Raw genomic sequence first — 20,290 nt, 5'->3', positions numbered from 1 at the left:
GCCCCTCGCCTATCAAGGCAAAAAGGGGCCATTCATGCGTATTTTGATTACAAACGATGACGGCATCAACGCGCCCGGTCTGGCCGTGCTGCGCGCCATTGCCGAGGAACTGGCCGGGCCTACGGGCGAGGTCTGGACCGTGGCACCGGCGTTTGAGCAATCCGGCGTGGGCCATTGCATCAGCTACACCAAACCGATGATGATCACGCAATTGGACGAACGCGTCTTCGCCACCGAAGGCTCCCCCGCCGATTGCGTCCTTGCTGCGATCCACGACACGATGACCGCCGCCCCCCCCGATCTGGTGCTCTCCGGCGTGAACCGGGGCAATAACGCGGCTGAAAACGCGCTCTATTCCGGCACGCTTGGCGGCGCGATCGAGGCGGCGTTGCAGGGTTTGCCCGCCATCGCCCTGTCGCAATACTACGGCCCCGCCAACCGCGATCTGGCCGATCCTTTTGAGGCCGCCGCCCAGCACGGCGCCGAGACCTGCCGCCGCATTCTGGACCACAGCCCCAAGGAAGACGCGGCCTATGGGCTTTTCTACAACGTGAACTTCCCGCCAGTGGCGGGCGCTGATGTGCGTGGCATCCGGCTGGCCCCGCAGGGCCGCCGCCCCGGCACCGGGTTTTCGACCGAGGCCCATCTGTCGCCCTCGGGCCGCCGCTTTTTGTGGATCAAGGGCGGCGATCAACGCGTGCAAACGGCACCGGGCAGCGATGCCTGCGTCAACCTTGACGGCTATGTCTCGGTCACCCCGATGCGCTGCGACCTGACGGATCACGCAGCCCTCGAAACGCTGGCGGGCATCAACGGATGAATGAGCCACCCATCTCTGAAGCGGAACGCAAGATGCAGTTCCTCTACGCGCTGCGCTCCAAGGGCGTGACCGATGCGCGCGTGCTCACAGCGATGGAAGCGATCGACCGCGGCCCCTTCATCCGCGGCCTCTTTGCCAGCCGCGCCTATGAGGACATGCCCCTGCCCATCGCCTGCGGCCAGACCATCAGCCAACCCTCTGTCGTCGGGCTCATGAGCCAAGCCTTGCAGGTATCGTCGCGCGATAAGGTGCTCGAAATCGGGACTGGCTCGGGCTATCAGGCCGCGATCCTCAGCAAGCTCGCCCGGCGGGTCTATACGATCGACCGGCACCGCCGTCTGGTGCAGGAGGCGCGCGGTGTGTTCGAGGCGATGGATCTGACCAATATCACCGCGATCACCGCCGATGGCAGCTTTGGCCTTGCCGAACAGGCCCCCTTTGACCGGATCATCGTGACCGCCGCCGCCGAAGACCCGCCCGGCCCCCTGCTCGCGCAGCTCAAAGAAGGCGGCATCATGGTGCTGCCCGTCGGCCAATCCGACACGGTCCAACACCTCATCCGCGTGCGAAAGACCGCTGATGGGCTGGAATACGACGAATTGCGTGCCGTGCGCTTTGTCCCCCTGCTGGAAGGCTTGGGCAAGGACGGCTAATAGGTTACAGAGACACGGACAACGCCCCATACCGTCTGGGGGCGAAGATGAGGACTTGCAGATGCGCCGAACACGCTTGCGCCGCCCCATGCGGCTGACCCTAATGGCCGGGACCAGTGCGATACTGCTGGCAGGTTGCGAAAATCAGCCCTTGGATTACGACATGCGCAGCACCTTTGGCGATGGGTTCTCCACCGCTGAAGCCGCGCGCGGGCCTTTGGCAGACCGGCCAAAACCCGACGCACGGGGCGTGATCTCTTACCCCAATTACCAAGTCGTCGTCGCCCGCCGGGGCGATACGCTGAAAGACGTGGCTGCGCGTGTGGGCGCCGACAGCGGCGAATTGGCCCGCTATAACGGGATCGATCAGGGCGTCCCCCTCCGCCAGGGTGAGATCATCGCCCTGCCCCGCCGGGTCTCTGAGCCCGCGCCGGGCACCAATGGCGCCGTGGACATTACCACCCTTGCCGGCAGCGCCATCGACCGCGCCCCGGCGACCCCCAGCGTGCAGACCCAGAGCCTGCCGCCCGTAGGCACCAGCACACCCGCACCACAGCCCGCCGCAGCACCGCAGGCGAAAGAGCCCGTGCGCCACCGGGTCGAGCGGGGCGAGACCGCCTATACCGTGGCGCGCCTTTACAACGTGCCGGTCAAGGCACTGGCCGAGTGGAACGGCCTCGGCCCAGATTTCGCGATCCGCGAGGGCCAATTCCTGCTGATCCCGGTCGAGAAACAGGCGCCCCCGCGTCAGGCGACCAACACCGCGTCGAGCGCCGCCGCCTCGCGCCCCGTGCAGCCGGTCACCAGCGCGCCCGGCGCAGGCACCCCCACGCCGACGCCGCCCTCTGCCGCCAAACCGCTGCCGCAGGATGAGACCGCACAGCCCCTGCCGCCCAAGGTCGAGCCGAAAGAGCCTGTGGCCGATGTGGGCAAGCCCACTGCCCCGGCAAAGGCGACCAAGATGACGCCGCCGGTCCAAGGCTCCATCATCCGCGCCTATTCCAAGGGCAAGAACGAGGGCATCAACATCAAGGGCAGCCCCGGCGGGCCGGTGAAAGCCGCCGAGGCGGGCACCGTCGCCGCGATCACCAAAAGTGCGGAGGGCATCCCGATTGTCGTGGTGCGCCATGCCAACAACCTGCTCACGGTCTATGCGAATGTCGACGGCGTGAATGTGGCTAAGGGCGATAGCGTCAGCCGGGGTCAGCAGATCGCCAAACTGCGCGGCGGATCGGAATCGCATGTGCATTTCGAGGTGCGCAAAGGTTTTGAGAGCGTCGATCCGACGCCCTATATTCAGTAACCAAACGACAAAGGGCCCGCAGAATATGCGGGCCCTTTCGCTCATACCGTCCGGCGCTCAACCGCCCGAAACGGGAACGCCTTTCCGGCCAGCCAAATCCACGAAATACTGCCAAGCCACCCGGCCCGAGCGGGCGCCGCGTGTGGCCTGCCATTCGACAGCCTCGGCGCGCAATGTGTCGTCGTCGATCTCTACGCCGAAGGCATCGCAATAGCCGCGGATCATCGCCAGATACTGGTCCTGATCGCAGGGGTGGAACCCCAGCCAGAGCCCGAAGCGGTCAGAGAGAGAGACCTTTTCCTCGACCGCTTCGGAAGGATTGATCGCGCTGCCGCGCTCGTTCTCGATCATGTCGCGCGGCATCAGGTGGCGGCGGTTCGATGTGGCATAGAGCACGACATTCTCGGGCCGCCCTTCGATGCCCCCATCCAACACGGCCTTCAGCGATTTGTAATGCGTGTCGTCATGGCCGAAGCTCAGGTCGTCGCAAAACAGGATGAACCGCTGCGAGGCCCCGCGCAGGAGGGACAGAAGCCGCCCGACCGACGGCAGGTCTTCGCGCTGCAATTCAACGATGCGCAATGCCTCATGTGATGCTTGAACATCCGCGTGTATCGCTTTGACAAGGCTGGATTTCCCCATGCCCCGCGCACCCCAGAGCAGCGCGTTGTTCGCAGGCAGCCCCGCCGCGAATTGGCGGGTGTTGGCCAAAAGCGTATCCCGCGCCCGATCCACGCCCACCAAAAGCGGCAGATCGATCCGCGCGACCTGCGGCACCGGCACCAGACGGTCGGGGTCGGTGTGCCAGACGAAGGCAGTGGCCGCATCGAAGTCTGGGGCGGCGAGCGGCGCGGGAGACATACGCTCCAGCGCCGCCGCGATACGGTCCATCGGATCATTGATCACAGCAGGTCTTCCTCGTCTTCGTCGTCAAAGTAGCCCTCTTCGCGCAGCTTTTCGTTGCGCTTTGTCTCAACCCGGCGCACGAGGAAGATCGAGATTTCGTAGAGGCCATAGACCACCACGAAAAGGATCACCTGCGTGATCACATCAGGCGGGGTGACCAGCGCGGCCAGCACGAGGATCGCCACCACCGCATATTTGCGCACATTAGCCAGACCTTCGGAACTGACCAGCCCCGCCTTGCCCATCAGCGTCAGCAGAACCGGGAGCTGGAAACACAGGCCAAAAGCCACGATGAATTTGATCGTGAGCGACAGATACTCCTGCGCCGACCCTTGGAAGGCGATGGCAGCGATGCCGTTTTCACCATCCGGCCCACCGACCAGCGTGCCGGCCTGCTGGAAGCCAAGGAAGAAGTCGAAGGCCAGCGGCGTGACGACATAGAAGGCAAAAGCCGCGCCAAGGAAGAACATCACTGGCGAGGAGATCAGAAAGGGCAGAAAGGCCCCCTTCTCGTTCTTGTAAAGCCCCGGTGCCACGAAGCGCCACAGCTGGTAGCTGATGAAGGGGAAGCCCAGCACCAGACCGCCCAAGAGAGAGATCGAGATGGCGACGAAGAAACCCTCTTGCAGTTTGATCAGGATCAGCCCGCAATCTTCCTGCCCCCGTTCCGCCATGGCCGAGCAAAGCGGTTCGGTCAGGAAGTTGAAGATCGGGTTCCAGACGGTAAAGCAGATCACCATCCCGATGATGAAGGCGATGACCGAATGGATGAGCCGCGTGCGCAGCTCGGCCAGATGCTCGATCAACGGGGCGGAACTGTCGTCGATCTCGTCATAATCGTCGGTGGCGCTCATTCAACTCACTCTTTCTTGGCGGCAGCTTTGGGTGCCGTTGAGGTCTTGGCGGCGGCATCGTCCGATGCCGCTTGGGCCTGACCTGCGTCTTTTTCGATCACAGGCCGCGCCGGGGCTTCCTTGGCCGGGGCGGTGTCCGAAAGCTTCGCCTCTGCCGCTTCGGCCTCTGCCATGGCTTCCGCCGCTTCGCGTTGCTTGCGTTCGGCGGCGGCCCGCGCGGTGCTCGCTTGGATCTTCTTCACATCCTCGGCCTTTTGCGCCGCCAGTTTGCCAGTCTCGCTCTCAGGGTCGAAATTGGTCAGTGACCGGGTCGCGTCCTTGACCTCATCCATGGCGCTGCCCAGCGGGTTGCTGGCCGTTTTGAGCGATTTGTTCAGCGACGATGACATCTCGCGCATGCCGCTTTCATCGGCGGCATCGTTCATCGCTTGGCTGAATTCACGCGCCATGCCTTTGGCCTTGCCCACGAATTGCCCGACGCGCCGAAACAGCACGGGCAAGTCCTTGGGGCCGACCACGATCAGGGCCACTACGCCGATGACTAAAAGTTCCGTCCAACCCAGATCGAACATCGGGTTACACCCGGTCCTTGTCGGCCTTCAGGTCGGTCTTGGGATGGGTGCCTTGGTCGGCATGTTCCGGCAGGTCAGCATGGTGCACGTCTTCGACATGTTTGATCTCGTCGCGCTTGTTCTCTTCTTCGCCTTCGCTGATGCCTTTCTTGAAGCTGGTGATGCCCTTGCCGACTTCGCCCATAAGCGAGGAAATCTTGCCGCGGCCAAAAAGCACCAGCACGACAACCGCGATCAGCAACAGGCCCGGCAGTCCGATATTGTTCAACATGTCTGTTCTCCCATCATGTTTGGCGCACTCAGGTCGCGCCAGTCTGCACCGTGATAGCGGGCGCCGCCGGGACCATGAAGGGGCAATGCGGCGGATGGGCGGTGCTGCGGGCGAAGGACTGCCGATTTTCGCGCGTGCAATTCGCGTTGTGACATGTTTTTGTCAGGAGCATCAGGAGGCATCATGGTATCAGCGAAAACCGAAGATCGGCTTGTCCGGCTGATCGACAGGCTGCGGGATGGGCAACTGCACCGGGCCGAGGATTTGGCCCGGCAGTTCGGCGTCTCCCCCCGCACGATCTACCGCGATATGGGCAAGCTCAGCGCGGCGGGCCTGTCCATCGCTGGGACGCGGGGCGAAGGCTATCGGATCATCCCTGCGATCACCCTGCCCCCGCTGACCCTCACGGCGGCGGAGTTGGAGGCGCTGAACCTCGGCCTCGCGGTGGCAGCAGAAGTGGGCGACCCCGCCCTGCAAGCCGCGGCAGAGACATTGGCCGCCAAATTCGATGCGGTGCTGCCGACCGAAACCATTGCCGAGGGTGCCGCATGGGCGCAGGCGCTGAGGTCGCAGGGCAAAGCCACGCGGGTTTTCACCCATCTGCCGGTGCTGCGTGCCGCGGTGCAGGCCCGCCAAAAGCTGCGGATTGCGGTGATCGGCGAAGCGTCGCAGGTGGTACGCCCGCTTGAGGTGCGCAATTGGGGCCGGTTCTGGCTGCTGACCGCGTGGAGCGAGGGGGCGGCGGATTTCGTGACCCTGCCGCTTGATCAGATCGAGAGCGCTGAGCCGCTACCGGAGTTGTTCGTGGACGAGCCGGGCAGAACGCTCGCGGACCATCGCCCCTAACCCCAGATCAAGGCCGCCCCGCCGCCTCAGCCCTTCAATTGCCAGCCGGTTTGCGGAGGCAAAAACGCCTCGACACTGGCCTGCGCGATCACGATGGTATCCTGTCCCGTTTCCACGTTCAGCCCGCCCTTTACCGCGTGCACCTCGGCGCGACCGCGGGGCAGTTTGGCCACCAGCGCGTCGACATCCACCTTCTCAGGCTCCTGCACGGCCACGGTGACCTGCACGCGCATCTGATCCGGCGTCACCTCCAGCGCGCCGAACAGCGGCAGGGAGGAATGGCGCAGGGCATCCTCGATCGCGCGGGCGGCGGCCTTGGTATAGTCCATCCCATGCAGATCGTTGCCCATGCCCATTTCGATGATGATCCGCTGCTCAGTCATCGGCACGCTCCATCTCGAAGCCGACGGAGAGCGCCACATTGGCCATGACCGTTGGGTTCCCTTCCCCTTCGGGGCGCGGCACGTCGAGGCCGCCGTGATGCAGCTTCACCGTCACCTCGCCATAGGGAAAGACCGCGCGCAGCGCTTCGGCATCCACCAGATCGGGGCGCTGCACGCCCACGTCGAGGGTGATGCGCATGGCCGACTTATCGAAACCGAAAAGCTCGGCCAGATTGATCGAATTGTGCCACAGCGCATCCTGCACCGCACGTTTCGCGGCCTGCGTATAGTCACCGCGGCGCAGGGAGGAGCCCATGCCGAATTCTACCAACAGCGGCTTCATGAGGTCACCGGAAAGACAAAGCAACGGTCGCGGCGCACGGTCAGCCACATGACGGCGCCGGGTTGCGGCAGAAAGACATTGGGCACCGTGGCCTTGAGCCGCGATCCGTCCTCCTCCAGTACGAATTCCACGAGGCTTTCGTTGCCCATGAAGCGCGCGCGTTCCACGACCGCCCGGGCTGGTGTGCCATCGGTCGCCGTGGGGCGCGGGCCTTTGCCCGCCCGGTCAAAGTCGATGCGCAGGTGTTGCGGGCGAAAGACGATATTCACCGGCGTGCCATCGGCCACACCGGGGGCGAGGAATTGGCCGAAAACCGTATCGGCCAGCGCCCCGGTCACCGTGGCCTCAAGCACATTGGCATCGCTGAAAAAGGCGACGGAGGCGCGGTCGACGGGCCGCGTATAGACGTTGTAGGGCGCGCCTTGCTGCACGATCTTACCGTCGCGCATCAGCGCGATCTCATCAGCCATGCGCATCGCCTCGTCCGGCTCATGGGTGACCAGCAAAACGGCAGTGTCCTCTTCCTTGAGGATGCTCAGCGTCTCGTCACGGATGCCATCGCGCAGGCGGTTATCGAGGCCGGAAAAAGGCTCATCCATCAGCATGATGCGCGGCTGCGGCGCCAGCGCGCGGGCCAGCGCCACGCGCTGCTGCTCCCCGCCCGAAAGCTGGTGCGGATAGCCGTCGATATAGCGCAGCAGGTCCACCCGTTCGAGCAGTTCTTCGATCCGCGCGCGTTTCTCCTCACGCGTGCCTTTTTTGAGGCCAAAGCCCACGTTGTCGGCCACGCTCAGATGCGGGAACAGGGCGAAATCTTGGAACATCAGCCCGATCTCGCGCCGCTCGGGCGGGACGCGGAACATGGTGTCGCAGATCAGCTTGCCGTCGACATGGATCGTGCCGCTGTCTTGCATCTCTACACCCGCGATCATGCGCAACGTGGTGGATTTGCCGCAGCCCGAAGGGCCTAGCAGGCAGGTCACCTGCCCCGGCAAGATCTGCAAAGACACGTCATCGACCACCTGCCGCCCGCCATAGGCGCGGCGCAGGTTGCGGATTTCCAGACGGGGGGTGGGGTCACTCATGGAGGCTGCGGTATCCGATCAAATCGCTCGGAAACCCAGCTATCAGCCCCGCCGCGCCCCCGCAAGCACCGCCGCGAACCCGGCCAGCAGCACGAAGATGCAGATCACCAACAATTGCTCGTATTTATGCCCTTCTGGCAGAAGCGCCGCCACCGGCCCCCAGCCCCGCGCGAAATAGGCCGCAGCCCCCAGCATCGCGGCGGCAAAGGCGGCAAGGTAGCTCCAGACCGGGATCGCGCGCCCCGCCACCAGCCCCACCAGCAGGACGGGGGTGAGGAACATCGACGCGGAGCCGCTCACCGCCACGGCATCAAAAAGCGTGGCGTTGCCCCAAAGCGTCAGCAGCGCACCAAGCGCCATGAACCCCGCCATCACCAGCCGCCCGCCCATCAGGCTGCGCGGTGCGATGCGCCATTCCTCAACCATCAGCCGCGCGGCGGAGGCGAGCGCCGAGTCGAGCGTCGACAGCGCCGAGACCAGCAGCGACAGCATCAGCGCCACGAAGATCCAGCCCGGGAACATTTGCCCCCATGTGCCGATCAACTCACCCTCATAGGCCGCGCCGGTCAGGCTGGCTTGGATGCCGAAAAAGCCAAAGCCGATGATGCAGAGGGTCGAAATCCAGAAGGCATGGAGGAAGGACGCCCGGGTGGTCGCCTCATCCGCGAGAAAGCCGCGGTCCATCATCACCGGGTCATGCGCCGGGTAGGAAAAGACCTGCAACAGCGCCACGACCAAGAGCACCCAGCCGTTGTAGGGGCCAGAGACGCCCGGCGCGCTCAGCACCGCGCCAAGCTCGAACCCGGGGCTCAGCAGCAGCGCCCCGAGCGCAAGGCTGAAGACGACGAGAAAGACCAGCATTTGTACCACATCCGTGCGCAGCGCGGCGGAGAGCCCGCCCCACGCCGAATAACCAAAGCCAAGGGCGGCGACGATCAGCACAGCAAGCGTGCCCGACCCAGGCCAGACGGCTTCGAAAATCAGCGCGACGACCAAGAGATTGGCAAAAACCTCAGACAGCAGCCGCAGCCCGATCACGAGGTTATAGGCCGCCGTGCCTGCGCCCCCGAAATGCCCCGCAAGCCAGTCCTGCACCGACCGCGCACCGCCGCGCCGCAGGTGGCCGACGATGAAACCGCCCGTCAGGAAAGACCCGTAATAGGCCGCATAGGCCAGCGTGCCCGCGATGCCGTAGAAATAGCCCAAGATCGCCGCGTTCATCAGGCTGCGGGCGAAAATCCATGTGGTGACTTGGCTCAGCACCAGCACCCAAAGCCCCGGCGCGCGGCCCGCCGCATTGGCTCCGCCAAAGAAGCCTTCGACCGTCGCGCGGCGCGGTGCCACCAACAGGCTGGCAAGGATCACGGCTGCGAAAAGAAGGACAAGAACAGTGGTTTGCATGGGCGGCGGACCTTTTGCGAGAAGCTGATCCACAAGGGTTAGCCGCCGCCTGCAATCCGAGCCAGCACTGAAACCGCTGCTGTCAGGAATGTGATCCGCCGCGACGTGCCATGGCCGGGACGCGCGCCCCGGCCATGAAGGGTTTACATGGTCAGATTGGTGCCGCCGCCATCCAGCAGCAGGTTCTGCCCCACGATGAAGCCCGCGTGCTGCGAACAAAGGAAGGCACAGGTCGCGCCGAACTCCTCACGGGTGCCATAGCGCCCCGCGGGGATGCCCGCCTGCCGCTCCGCGCGGGCTTCGTCCAGCGTGATGCCCTTTTGCTTGACCACATTGGCGTCGAGCGAATCTGCCCGGTCGGTCGCATGGATGCCCGGCAGAAGGTTGTTAATCGTGACCCCCTTGCCCGCCACCTGCCGCGCGGTGCCCGCGACATAGCCGGTAAGCCCGGTGCGGGCGGAGTTGCTCAGCCCCAGAACGGGGATCGGCGCGCGCACCGACTGGCTGGTGATGTTGACGACCCGGCCCCAGCCGCGCTCCATCATGGCGGGCACCAGCGCCTTGATCAGCGCGATGGGGGCCAGCATATTGGCGTCGAGCGCCTTGATGAAATCCTCACGGTCCCAATCCTGCCACATGCCGGGAGGGGGGCCGCCCGCGTTATTGACCAGAATGTCACAGCCCTCTGCCGCCTTGATGACCAGCGCCTGCCCCTCTTCCGTGGCCACATCCGCCGCGACGGTGGTGACCTCGACGCCGTGTTGCTGACGGATGCGCTCGGCAGACGCCTCAAGCGCCTCTGCGCCGCGGGCGTTCATCACAAGGTTCACCCCTGCCGCCGCCAGCGCCTCGGCGCAGCCAAGGCCAAGCCCCTTGGACGAAGCACAGACCAGCGCCTTCTTCCCTTTGATTCCCAAATCCATTTTGTTTCCTCCTATGCATTTGCATATGCCTACCACGCCGCGCCGCCAATGCCAGCAAATCACCCGAGCCTTGACCCATCCGGGCCACAATTCTAGCTTAGCTCACTGGCGAAAGCCCCTGAACCAAAGGCCCGTCATGTCCCCCAGCCGCACCGCCCCCGCACAGAACCTCGCCGTCTACCGCGCCGGGCAATTCCGCGCGAGCGATGGGGCCAACATGGGCGATGCGCTGTCCTTTGCCGCCGAATTGGTCCTCGATGATGTCTATGAGTTGGACCGCACGGCAGAGCCGCAGCGCCTGTCCCTGTTGACCCTGCCCGGCGATCAATTCCGCCTCTCCGAGGATACCGGCGTGGGCCGCCCCGGGGGCGATCTGCATCTCGACAGCCTGCTGACGCTGATGTCGCCCGACGGGCAGACCCAAGAGGCGCTGCTGCTGGTGGAGGTAGATCAACACGGTCACGCGGCAGAGGTTTACCTTTTGCCGCTTGGACCACTGACACCGCAGACAGGCTACCGGATCGTGGGGATCGACACCCAGACCGCGCGGCAAAAGTTCGGCCAGCTCGCCTGCGTCTCTTTCACGCGCGGCACCCATATCTCGCTCAGCACGGGTGAATTGCGGCCTATCGAAAACCTGCGCGTGGGGGACCGTATCCTGACCCGCGATGATGGCGTGCAAACCCTGCGCTGGATCGGGCAAAGCACCCTGCGCGCGGTGGGCGAGTTTGCCCCGATCCGCATCCGGGCAGGCACGCTCAACAACGAACACGACCTGATCGTCAGCCCCGATCACCGGCTGTTCATCTATCAACGCAGCGATGAGATGGGCGCGGGCCGGTCCGAATTGCTGGTCAAGGCGCGACATCTGGTCAATGGCGACAGCGTGACGGTGCAGGACGGCGGATTCGTCGACTACTTCCAACTGCTCTTTGACGGGCATCAGATCATCTATGCCGAGGGGATCGCCGCCGAATCCATGTTGGTCGACAACCGCACCCGATCGGTCCTGCCGCCGGAAATGTCCGAAGCCTTGGGCGAGGTGATCCCCGGCCATTCCGATCTGCCCCATGCCGGGCTTGATCTGGCAGAGGCACTGCTAGACCGCCCCGACGCGGCGGCGCTGCTGCGCAAAGCCTCAACCCGTTAAGACGCCTCGACGGCGTAGTGGAACTCCTCCCGGACGATTTTGCCGTCTTTGACGTGGTAAACGCCGATCTCTTCCATCTGGAACCGCTCACCGCTTTGCTTGTCGGTGGCATCGACCTTGAACATCGCACTGAACTGACTGTCGCCAAAGTAGAACGGGCCGATCACTTCGGTGCTATGTTCCTCCATCGCGTTTTCCCACCAGTCGTGCTTGCCGTGGATGGCCTTGACCCCATGGGTCTCTCGCCCCTGCCCGCCCATATCAGCGGCCTCGACCGAGACGGCATCGTCGGCATAGAGCCGATCAAGGTTCGCACGCACCGCAGCATTCCCCGCACGGCAGCCCGCGACCAATTCGCGGGCAATCTCTTTCAGTTCCATCGCATCCCCTTCATGTACCCCTTATGTTCTCATCCTACGCCACCCAGCGATTCGCAGCAATGGCCAGATTGCGCCCGGTCGCGGCGCGGCCTATATGGGTCGGATGTTGGACACGCCGCAAAACCGCCCCGCCCTGCCGCCCGAGATCGCGCGCCGTCGCACCTTTGCGATCATCAGCCACCCTGACGCGGGCAAAACCACGCTGACTGAAAAGTTCCTGCTGTTCGGCGGGGCCATTCAGATGGCCGGCCAAGTGCGCGCCAAGGGCGAAGCGCGGCGCACCCGCTCGGACTTCATGGCGATGGAAAAGGACCGGGGCATTTCCGTCTCGGCCTCGGCCATGTCCTTTGACTTCCATAGCGGTGACACCAACTACCGGTTCAACCTCGTCGACACGCCCGGCCACTCGGATTTCTCCGAAGACACCTACCGCACCCTGACGGCAGTGGACGCCGCCGTGATGGTGATCGACGGCGCGAAAGGCGTGGAAAGTCAGACGCAGAAGCTTTTCGAAGTCTGCCGGATGCGCGACCTGCCGATCCTGACCTTCTGTAACAAGATGGACCGGGAAAGCCGCGATACATTTGAAATCATTGACGAGATTCAGGAAAACCTCGCCATTGACGTGACGCCCGCAAGCTGGCCCATCGGCGTGGGCCGCGATTTCGTGGGCTGCTATGACATGCTGCGCGATCGGCTGGAACTGATGGACCGCGCCGACCGGAACCGCGTCGCCGACAGCATCAAGATCGAAGGGCTTGACGACCCAAAGCTGGCCGAACACGTCCCCGCCGCGCTGCTGGAGAAACTGCGCGAAGACCTTGAAATGGCGCGCGAATTGCTGCCACCGCTGGACCTCAAGGCGATGCATGAAGGCACGCTGACACCGATCTGGTTCGGCTCGGCCATCAACTCCTTCGGGGTGCGTGAATTGATGGAAGGCATCGCCAAATACGGGCCAGAGCCGCAAATCCAAGCCGCCACCCCGCGCCAGATCCTGCCCGAAGAGAAAAAAGTCGCGGGCTTTGTCTTTAAGGTGCAGGCGAATATGGACCCCAAGCACCGCGACCGCGTGGCCTTTGTCCGCCTCGCCTCGGGGCATTTTGAGCGCGGCATGAAAATGACCCATGTGCGCACGAAAAAGCCGATGACGGTGTCCAACCCGGTCATGTTCCTCGCCTCCGACCGCGAGTTGGCCGAGGAGGCTTGGGCCGGTGACATCATCGGCATCCCCAACCACGGGCAGCTGCGCATCGGTGACACGCTGACCCAAGGCGAAGCGCTCCGCGTGAGCGGCATCCCCTCCTTCGCGCCCGAATTGCTGCAATCGGTCCGCGCGGGCGATCCGCTGAAGGCGAAACACCTTGAAAAAGCGCTGATGCAATTCGCCGAAGAAGGTGCTGCAAAAGTGTTCAAACCCTCGATCGGTTCGGGGTTTGTCGTGGGCGTCGTCGGCCAGTTGCAATTCGAAGTGCTCGCCAGCCGGATCGAGTTGGAATATGGCCTGCCGGTTCGGTTTGAGCCGTCTCAGTTCACCTCGGCCCGTTGGGTGAACGGCACGAAACAAGCCGTTGATAAGTTTATCGATAGTAACAAACAGCACATCGCGCATGACCATGATGGCGACATCGTTTACCTGACCCGTCTGCAATGGGACATCGACCGCGTCGAGCGCGATTACCCGGATGTGAAGCTGACCGCGACCAAGGAAATGATGGTGTAAAACGGCCCGCCCCCGGGGGGGGGCAGAAAACCTTGATTTCGGGGCCGATCATGGCATTCTAACCCCAACTGGGGAGACGCGATGACGACGACGACGAAATGGGGGCTGGTGGCCACGATCCTGGCCCCCGCAGAGGAGATACGACGCTTTGCCGCCTACCATTTGGAGGCGGGCGCGCATCGCCTCTACCTATACCTCGATGCCGAAAACCCAGAGGCTTTCGAAAGCCTGAAGGCCCATCCGAAAATCCGTGTCACCACCTGCGATGAGGCCTATTGGCAAAGGCTTTGCGGCAAACGTCCGCAAAAGCACCAAGTCCGTCAAAGCCAGAACGCGACCCGCGCCTATAACCGGGCGGATGATGTGGATTGGCTGATCCATATGGATGTGGACGAATTCCTCGTCTCTGACCGCCCGGTGGATGAGGTGCTTGCCACCCTGCCCCCGGCACAAAAAATCGCCCGCATCCGCCCGATGGAAGCTTTGGCCGGGGATGGCACGGCCTTCAAAACCTTCATTCCGAACGGCCCCGAGCGCGCTCAGATCGTCTCGGCGCTTTACCCGACCTATGGTGATTACGTCAAAGGCGGTTTTCTGAGCCATCTGGCCGGGAAAGTTTTCGTTCGCACCGGGATGGCGGAGGTACGGCTCCAGATCCACAACGCTTTTCAGAACGATATGATGATCGACGGGCCAGAGCAGCAGCCCGGCATTGATCTTGCGCATCTTCACGCGAAAAGCTGGCCGGAGTGGCTCGCCGCCTATCGCTACCGGCTGGAAAAAGGCTCCTACCGCGCCGATCTGGCCCCCAACCGCCCCCGCGATCGCGGCGGATTGTCGATGCATGAACTCTTTTCCATGATCGAATCCGAAGGGGGTGAGCCGGGATTGCGGGCCTTTTTCGATGAGGTCTGCGCCGATACGCCTGAGCTGCGCGAAACGTTGAAGGACCACGGTCTGCTGCGTCTCGCTGATCTCGACCTTGATGCAAAGGTGTCGCGCCGTTTCCCAAGTTAAGCGCCTGAGAGGGCAAGTGTTTGACGGCTGGGCCGCAACTTGCTATGCGCTTTCGCAACATGCCGCGGCAAATGCCGCCCCTTGGGCCATTCGGGCCGGCTTGTATTGCTGCCGCGGGCCAAGTCAGTGTCCGCTCAACTCGGACGCACATGACAAAATTTACCGATCTGAACCTGAATGCCAAGGTCCTCAAAGCTATTGATGAGGCTGGCTACGAATCGCCCACACCTATTCAGGCGGGCGCCATTCCCCCCGCTCTCGAAGGCCGTGACGTGTTGGGCATTGCCCAGACCGGCACCGGCAAAACAGCCAGCTTCACGCTGCCAATGCTGTCACTTCTCGCCCGTGGCCGGGCGCGCGCGCGGATGCCGCGGAGCCTCGTGCTCTGCCCCACGCGGGAACTGGCCGCGCAGGTAGCCGAGAACTTTGACACCTATTCCAAGCATCTGAAACTGACCAAAGCGCTGCTCATCGGCGGCGTCTCCTTCAAAGAGCAGGACAAGCTGATCGACAAGGGCGTCGACGTGCTGATCGCCACCCCGGGCCGCTTGCTTGATCATTTCGAGCGCGGCAAGCTGATCCTGTCGGACGTCAAAGTCATGGTCGTGGACGAGGCTGACCGGATGCTCGACATGGGCTTCATCCCTGACATTGAGCGGATCTTCGGCCTTACGCCCTTCACCCGGCAAACGCTGTTCTTCTCGGCCACCATGGCGCCTGAGATCGAGCGGATCACCAACACCTTCCTCAGCAACCCTGAGCGGATCGAAGTGGCGCGTCAGGCGACCACGAGCGAGAATATCGAACAGGGCGTTGTCATATTCAAAGGCTCGCGCAAGGACCGCGAGGCGAGCGAGAAGCGCAAGCTGCTGCGCCTGCTGATCGATGCCGAAGGCGCGAAATGCACGAACGCGATCATCTTCTGCAACCGCAAGATGGACGTGGATATCGTCGCGAAATCGCTGAAGAAATACGGCTATGACGCAGCCCCGATCCACGGCGATCTGGACCAGAGCCAGCGGACCAAAACGCTCGAAGGGTTCCGGGGTGGCGAGTTGCGCTTCCTCGTGGCTTCTGACGTCGCCGCGCGTGGCCTTGATGTGCCAAGCGTGAGCCATGTCTTCAACTTCGACGTGCCCAGCCATGCCGAAGACTACGTTCACCGCATTGGCCGCACCGGCCGCGCGGGCCGCGATGGCAAGGCGATCATGATCTGCCAGCCGCGTGACGAGAAGAACTTCGAGGATGTCGAGCGTCTGGTGCAAAAGGAAATCCCGCGCATCGAAAACCCGCTTGGCAAAGCCAAACCCGCCGAGGAGACCTCCGACACACCGGCCAAGTCCGATGACAAGCCCAAGCGGACCCGCTCGCGCAGCCGCAAGGCCGACAAACCTGTCGAGGCCCCCGCCGAGGACAAGCAACCGCAGGCCGAGAAGGCCGAGGCCAAGCAACCGCAGGCCGAGAAGGCCGAGGCCAAGGTCGACGCTAAAACCGACGACAAAGCGCAGCCCGAAAAGGCAGAGGCCGCGCAGGACGAGCGCAAGTCGGGCCGCGGCAACAAGGACGAGAAGAAGTCGCGCGGCGGACGTGGCCGGGGCGACAAACGGGGCGGCAACGACAACCGTGTCGTCGGTCTGGGCGATCACACGCCAGACTTCATCGGTTTAAGCTTCCGCGAACGCATCTGAACCGCACCACAGCGGGCATGAATTCGCCGCCGATCCCCGCCGGGATTGGCGGCTTTTTCGTCTGTGCTATGTGAGGGGAAACCCCTCACATAGGACCATCATGCTGCGCCCCGCCCTCTTCGCCCTTGCCTTTACCCTGACCGCCCTTACCGCCGCCCCCGCCAGCGCCGAACGCTGCCGGGCCGAGGTCAATGGCACAGAAGTTGTGGTGGAGGCCGAGAATTTTGCCAATTTCGCCGAAGAAGTCGGCGCCCGCGAGCGTCTGATGAATTGGCCCGCGCGGAAGTGGAGTAAGCTTTGGGGCACGCCGCCCGCCTGCGACAGCGGGGTGCTGTTCGACTACCTCGCCACCACCGTGCCGCTGGATCAGATTGACGGTTACTGCCTGACCGCCACGCCCGAAGACGGGCATTTCCTGATCCCCGGCGCGCGGAACTACCGCGGCTATTGCAAGAAGACTTTCTGCGAGCGGGTGAACACCACTAAGGAAGAGACCGTCGAGATCAGCAAGAACATCGCGCGCTCCGCCGTGGACAGGCTCAGCCAGCCGGAGAACCTCCGCGCCGTGGCGCATAAATCGGGGGCGTTCATTTTGACGGGAGGGGCCTCTGCCCTCAGCGCTAATTTGGCGACGACAGGCAGCACGCTGGCCACTGCCCTGTCGACCCCCGCCGCCCTTGCGGCCACGGGGGTAAGCGTGGTCGCGGTGGGCGGCGCGGTCTATATGTGCAGCGGTGACGCGGAGGTCAGCTCAGACGGCTGACCACCACGGTGACTTCGGGCTTCTTGCCGATTTCGTCATAGGACGACTGGCGCGCGACCTTTTTCAAACCGTCATTCAGCTTGTCGTCATCCCGCAGGGTGGCGGCTTTCTGACGGTTCAGCCATTGGCTGAGGTCTTGTTCCAGCACATCCACGAGCGGCGCGTTGGAGCGGCCCGTTTCCGGCAGGCCCATCAGATCGACCCAAGGCTCGCCCAACGGCTCGTCATCGGTATCGAGGATCAGCGTCACCGTGGCATGGCCGTTCAGCGCCATGCGGATACGGTCGCGGATCACACCATCCAGCGCGCCAACCTGAACCGAACCGTCCAGATACATGCGGCCCGTATCCACATGTTCGACCACCTTGGGCTGGTTGCCCGACAGGTCGACCATCATGCCGTTCACCGCCAAAACGCCGGTGATGCCCTTGGCATCGGCGATCTTGACGTGTTCACGCAGGTGGCGGTGCTCCCCGTGCATGGGGATCAGAACCTGCGGTTTCACGATGGCATGGAGCGTTTCCAGATCGGGGCGGTTGGCATGGCCCGAAACGTGGTAGAGACCCGAAGAGTCATCGACAACATCGACGCCCTTTTCCGAGAACTGGTTGATGATGCCAATCACGCCACGCTCATTGCCCGGAATTGTTTTCGACGAGAAGAGGAAGAGATCGCCCTCTTTCAACTCGATGCCCTGATACTTGCCCCGGGCCAGTTGCGCCGAGGCCGCGCGGCGCTCCCCTTGGCTGCCGGTGACCAGCAACATCAGGTTCTCGCGCGGGATGGCACGGGCGTTCTCGGGCGAGATGACGGGCGGAAAGTCTTTCATCACACCGGTCTGGATCGAGGCTTCGACCATGCGGTTCATCGCACGGCCCAAAAGCACGATAGACCGCCCTGCCCGCGCACCGGCTTCGGCCAGCGTTTTGACCCGCGCTACGTTGGAGGCGAAGGTGGTGGCAACGACCATACCCTCGGCGCTGCTCACCAGCTTTTCGATCTCCGGGCCCACCGTGGCTTCGGAGCGACCGGGATGGGCGGAGAAGACATTGGTGCTGTCGCAGATCAGCGCCTTCACGCCATCCTTGCAGACCTCGGCCCAAAGCGCGTCGTCAAAGGCTTCGCCGACGCCCGGCGTGCGGTCGATCTTGAAGTCGCCAGAGTGGACCGTGCGCCCCTCGGGCGTGTCGATGACCATGGCGGAGGATTCGGGGATCGAATGCGAGATCGGCAGGAAGCCCACTTTGAACGGGCCTGCGGTGATCTGCTCGGGCCATGCGCTGACGGTCGTGACCGCATCCTCGGGGTGGCCGTGTTCGGACATCTTCCGCCGTGCGATATTGGCGGTAAAGGCGCGCGCATAGATCGGCGCCTTCAGCACCTCATAGGAATGTGCGATGGCACCGATGTGGTCTTCGTGGGCATGGGTGATGAAGATCGCCTCGATCTGATCGCGACGTTCTTTCAGCCAAGTGATGTCGGGCAGGATCAGGTCCACGCCCGGGGTGCTGTCCATATCCGGGAAGGCGACACCGATGTCGACGACGATCAGCCGCTCTTTCCCGGGCTTGCCGTAGCCATAGACATAGGCGTTCATGCCAATTTCACCCGCCCCACCGAGGGGCAGATAGATAAATCGTTCGCTGCTCATATTATTCAGCTTTGTCCTTATTATAATCGTGGATCACGGTCAGCCCGTGCATCGTGAGTTCATCTTGATAATCATCGAACAGGTCGACTGCCTGCTGAAACAGCGGTGCCAGACCCCCCGTGGCGATAACGCGCATGGGTCTTGCACGTTCCGCCCTTATCCGCTCACATATCTCACGAACCAGCCCGACATAACCCCAAAAGACACCGGACTGCATGCAGGCCACCGTATTGGTGCCAATGACGGAGGGCGGTTTCGAGATATCGACATGCGGCAGGGCAGCGGCGGCGTTGTGCAGCGCCTCTAGGCTGAGGTTCACCCCCGGCGCGATCCCCCCCCCGATATAGGCCCCATCATCGGCCACCACGTCAAAGGTCGTGGCCGTGCCGAAATCCACCACGATCAGGTCGCCGCCATAGAGGTCATAGCCCGCCACGGTGTTCACCAACCGGTCCGGGCCGACCTGCGTCCCCTCGTCCACACGCACGTCGATGGGCAGCGCGCAGCCCGGTATCCCGACAACGAAGGGCCGCGTGTTAAAGTAGCGATCCGCCAGAACGCGCAGGTTGAATACCACCCGCGGCACCGTCGAGCTGATGATCATATCGGTGATGTCGGCGTCGATATTCTGGAGCCGCATCAGTGTGTTGAGCCAAACGTAGTACTGGTCGGCTGTGCGTTTCCATTCGGTCGACGTGCGCCATGTGGCGATGAAGGCATCCCCATCCCAGATAGAGAACACGGTGTTGGTATTGCCGCAGTCGATTGCCAGAAGCATGGTGCCTCCCCTCCCCCCGATTTTAGAAAAACACGTCCGCTGCGGTGATGGGCACCGCGCCGTCGCGGGTGCGCAGGATCAGATTGCCTGCGCTGTCTACATCTTCGAAAACGCCGGTCATCTCGTCGCGCATGGTGCGCGCGGTGATGACCTCTCCGAGCCGCGCGGCATGGGCCAGCCAAGCGGTGCGGATCGTGCTGAACCCATAGGTCGTGAACTGCTCTTCCAGACCGGCGTATTCCCGCGCAAGCACGTCGAGGAACTCTTCCACGCCCACATTGCTCCCCGCTTCGCGCAGGGTCACCGCAGGTAAGGCGCGCGCTTCAAGGCTGTCCGCCGCCGGTCCATGGGCAAGGTTCACGCCGATGCCGATGGCCAAATGCTCACCTACGCTCTCCAGCAAGATGCCAGCGACCTTGCCCCCGCGCAGCAGAACGTCATTCGGCCACTTGAGCGCAAAAGCGTCCTCCCGCCCCGTCACTGCGACGAATGTGCGATAAAGTGCGAGCGAGGCCACGAAAGAGCGCAGCGCGGCGACGCCCGGCGGCTCTTTGCGCGGCATCATCAGGGTGGCCGCAAAATTGCCGCGGGGGGTTGCCCAGCTACGGCCCCGACGCCCGCGCGCAGCCGTCTGCTCTAACGCCAAGATCCAAGTCGGCGCGGTCAGCTCTTGCTGTAACCGCGCCGCCTCTGAGAGGGTGGAATCGAGCGTGTCATAGACGCGCCGGCCATAGCCTTCCGGCCAAGGGGTCATGCGCGTCTCTGGCCGGTCTCGTGCCG

At 63.4% G+C, this 20,290-nt stretch carries 22 protein-coding genes; 9 read left to right on the top strand and 13 right to left on the bottom strand.

The window, feature by feature from the left end:
- Positions 1-34 precede the first annotated feature (34 nt).
- The 3 genes from surE to ACGYLQ_RS05010 all read left to right on the top strand — a co-directional run bounded on the left by surE (position 35) and on the right by ACGYLQ_RS05010 (position 2,776).
- Positions 35-820, top strand: coding sequence for a 5'/3'-nucleotidase SurE (gene surE, locus ACGYLQ_RS05020; protein WP_067267927.1), 786 nt, complete (start codon positions 35-37; stop codon positions 818-820).
- A complete protein-coding gene (locus ACGYLQ_RS05015; RefSeq protein ID WP_067267929.1) occupies positions 817-1,473 on the top strand; it encodes a protein-L-isoaspartate(D-aspartate) O-methyltransferase in 657 nt (218 codons plus the stop codon). The genes surE and ACGYLQ_RS05015 overlap by 4 nt, the downstream gene beginning before the upstream one ends.
- Before the next feature lie 61 nt (positions 1,474-1,534).
- The gene (locus tag ACGYLQ_RS05010; RefSeq protein WP_394440843.1) at positions 1,535-2,776 is read left to right on the top strand and encodes a peptidoglycan DD-metalloendopeptidase family protein; all 1,242 of its coding nucleotides are present in this window, start codon (positions 1,535-1,537) and stop codon (positions 2,774-2,776) included.
- Between the two features lie 57 nt (positions 2,777-2,833).
- Here ACGYLQ_RS05010 and ACGYLQ_RS05005 read toward each other — a convergent pair whose 3' ends face one another.
- Genes ACGYLQ_RS05005 through ACGYLQ_RS04990 form a run of 4 tightly spaced genes read right to left on the bottom strand, consistent with a single transcriptional unit; the run spans position 2,834 to position 5,379 of the window.
- Positions 2,834-3,682, bottom strand: a complete 849-nt coding sequence (locus tag ACGYLQ_RS05005) for an ATP-binding protein (RefSeq protein WP_394440841.1) — start codon at positions 3,680-3,682, stop codon at positions 2,834-2,836.
- Entirely contained in the window at positions 3,679-4,536 is an 858-nt protein-coding gene (gene tatC, locus ACGYLQ_RS05000) for a twin-arginine translocase subunit TatC (protein WP_067267932.1), read from the bottom strand. The genes ACGYLQ_RS05005 and tatC overlap by 4 nt, the downstream gene beginning before the upstream one ends.
- Positions 4,537-4,541: 5 nt before the next feature.
- On the bottom strand, positions 4,542-5,108 hold the full coding sequence (gene tatB / locus ACGYLQ_RS04995) for a Sec-independent protein translocase protein TatB (RefSeq protein WP_271687617.1): 567 nt from the start codon (positions 5,106-5,108) through the stop codon (positions 4,542-4,544).
- Between the two features lie 4 nt (positions 5,109-5,112).
- A complete protein-coding gene (locus ACGYLQ_RS04990) occupies positions 5,113-5,379 on the bottom strand; it encodes a twin-arginine translocase TatA/TatE family subunit (protein WP_067268177.1) in 267 nt (88 codons plus the stop codon).
- Positions 5,380-5,562: 183 nt separating this feature from the next.
- Here ACGYLQ_RS04990 and ACGYLQ_RS04985 point away from each other — a divergent pair, with 183 nt between their 5' ends.
- Positions 5,563-6,225 (top strand): helix-turn-helix transcriptional regulator, encoded by a 663-nt coding sequence (locus ACGYLQ_RS04985; RefSeq protein ID WP_394440839.1) that lies wholly within the window; start codon positions 5,563-5,565, stop codon positions 6,223-6,225.
- A 26-nt stretch (positions 6,226-6,251) separates the two neighbouring features.
- On the opposite strand, the gene ACGYLQ_RS04980 is transcribed toward ACGYLQ_RS04985, so the two are convergent.
- From ACGYLQ_RS04980 to ACGYLQ_RS04960, 5 genes are all read right to left on the bottom strand, one after another.
- Complete coding sequence (locus ACGYLQ_RS04980; protein ID WP_394440838.1) at positions 6,252-6,608, bottom strand: Lin0512 family protein; 357 nt, start codon at positions 6,606-6,608, stop codon at positions 6,252-6,254.
- A complete protein-coding gene (locus ACGYLQ_RS04975) occupies positions 6,601-6,951 on the bottom strand; it encodes a Lin0512 family protein (RefSeq protein ID WP_394410370.1) in 351 nt (116 codons plus the stop codon). The genes ACGYLQ_RS04980 and ACGYLQ_RS04975 overlap by 8 nt, the downstream gene beginning before the upstream one ends.
- On the bottom strand, positions 6,948-8,036 hold the full coding sequence (locus ACGYLQ_RS04970; protein ID WP_067268171.1) for an ABC transporter ATP-binding protein: 1,089 nt from the start codon (positions 8,034-8,036) through the stop codon (positions 6,948-6,950). The genes ACGYLQ_RS04975 and ACGYLQ_RS04970 overlap by 4 nt, the downstream gene beginning before the upstream one ends.
- A 42-nt stretch (positions 8,037-8,078) precedes the next feature.
- Positions 8,079-9,437 (bottom strand): sodium:proline symporter, encoded by a 1,359-nt coding sequence (locus ACGYLQ_RS04965; RefSeq protein ID WP_394440836.1) that lies wholly within the window; start codon positions 9,435-9,437, stop codon positions 8,079-8,081.
- Positions 9,438-9,580: 143 nt separating this feature from the next.
- Positions 9,581-10,360, bottom strand: a complete 780-nt coding sequence (locus ACGYLQ_RS04960; protein WP_394440835.1) for an SDR family oxidoreductase — start codon at positions 10,358-10,360, stop codon at positions 9,581-9,583.
- Between the two features lie 136 nt (positions 10,361-10,496).
- Here ACGYLQ_RS04960 and ACGYLQ_RS04955 point away from each other — a divergent pair, with 136 nt between their 5' ends.
- Positions 10,497-11,510, top strand: a complete 1,014-nt coding sequence (locus tag ACGYLQ_RS04955; protein WP_394440833.1) for a Hint domain-containing protein — start codon at positions 10,497-10,499, stop codon at positions 11,508-11,510.
- On the opposite strand, the gene ACGYLQ_RS04950 is transcribed toward ACGYLQ_RS04955, so the two are convergent.
- Entirely contained in the window at positions 11,507-11,890 is a 384-nt protein-coding gene (locus tag ACGYLQ_RS04950) for a SnoaL-like domain-containing protein (protein ID WP_394440831.1), read from the bottom strand. The genes ACGYLQ_RS04955 and ACGYLQ_RS04950 overlap by 4 nt on opposite strands.
- Positions 11,891-11,993: 103 nt before the next feature.
- Between ACGYLQ_RS04950 and ACGYLQ_RS04945 the strand changes: the two genes are divergently transcribed.
- From ACGYLQ_RS04945 to ACGYLQ_RS04930, 4 genes are all read left to right on the top strand, one after another.
- Positions 11,994-13,613 carry a peptide chain release factor 3 gene (locus ACGYLQ_RS04945; protein WP_067268179.1) on the top strand — a complete coding sequence of 540 codons (1,620 nt, stop codon included), beginning with the start codon at positions 11,994-11,996 and terminating at the stop codon, positions 13,611-13,613.
- Positions 13,614-13,694: 81 nt separating this feature from the next.
- Positions 13,695-14,630 (top strand): glycosyltransferase family 2 protein, encoded by a 936-nt coding sequence (locus ACGYLQ_RS04940; protein WP_394440829.1) that lies wholly within the window; start codon positions 13,695-13,697, stop codon positions 14,628-14,630.
- Between the two features lie 149 nt (positions 14,631-14,779).
- Complete coding sequence (locus ACGYLQ_RS04935; protein WP_394440827.1) at positions 14,780-16,318, top strand: DEAD/DEAH box helicase; 1,539 nt, start codon at positions 14,780-14,782, stop codon at positions 16,316-16,318.
- Positions 16,319-16,418: 100 nt separating this feature from the next.
- The gene (locus ACGYLQ_RS04930; protein WP_394440825.1) at positions 16,419-17,081 is read left to right on the top strand and encodes a hypothetical protein; all 663 of its coding nucleotides are present in this window, start codon (positions 16,419-16,421) and stop codon (positions 17,079-17,081) included.
- Here ACGYLQ_RS04930 and ACGYLQ_RS04925 read toward each other — a convergent pair.
- From ACGYLQ_RS04925 to ACGYLQ_RS04915, 3 genes are read right to left on the bottom strand one after another with little or no spacing between them, the layout of a single operon-like run.
- Positions 17,065-18,732: a ribonuclease J gene (locus tag ACGYLQ_RS04925; RefSeq protein WP_394440824.1), complete on the bottom strand. Its 1,668-nt coding sequence runs from the start codon at positions 18,730-18,732 to the stop codon at positions 17,065-17,067. The two genes, ACGYLQ_RS04930 and ACGYLQ_RS04925, sit on opposite strands and share 17 nt — an antisense overlap.
- Before the next feature lies 1 nt (position 18,733).
- On the bottom strand, positions 18,734-19,510 hold the full coding sequence (locus ACGYLQ_RS04920; protein ID WP_394440822.1) for a type III pantothenate kinase: 777 nt from the start codon (positions 19,508-19,510) through the stop codon (positions 18,734-18,736).
- Positions 19,511-19,532: 22 nt separating this feature from the next.
- On the bottom strand, positions 19,533-20,264 hold the full coding sequence (locus tag ACGYLQ_RS04915) for a biotin--[acetyl-CoA-carboxylase] ligase (protein ID WP_394440821.1): 732 nt from the start codon (positions 20,262-20,264) through the stop codon (positions 19,533-19,535).
- Positions 20,265-20,290 lie beyond the last annotated feature (26 nt).

It is taken from the genome of Sulfitobacter sp. 1A12779 (assembly GCF_043557315.1).
Lineage (GTDB): Bacteria > Pseudomonadota > Alphaproteobacteria > Rhodobacterales > Rhodobacteraceae > Sulfitobacter > Sulfitobacter faviae.
The sequence above is the reverse complement of the archived record's forward strand: the minus strand, read 5'-3'. Positions and strand labels throughout refer to the sequence as shown.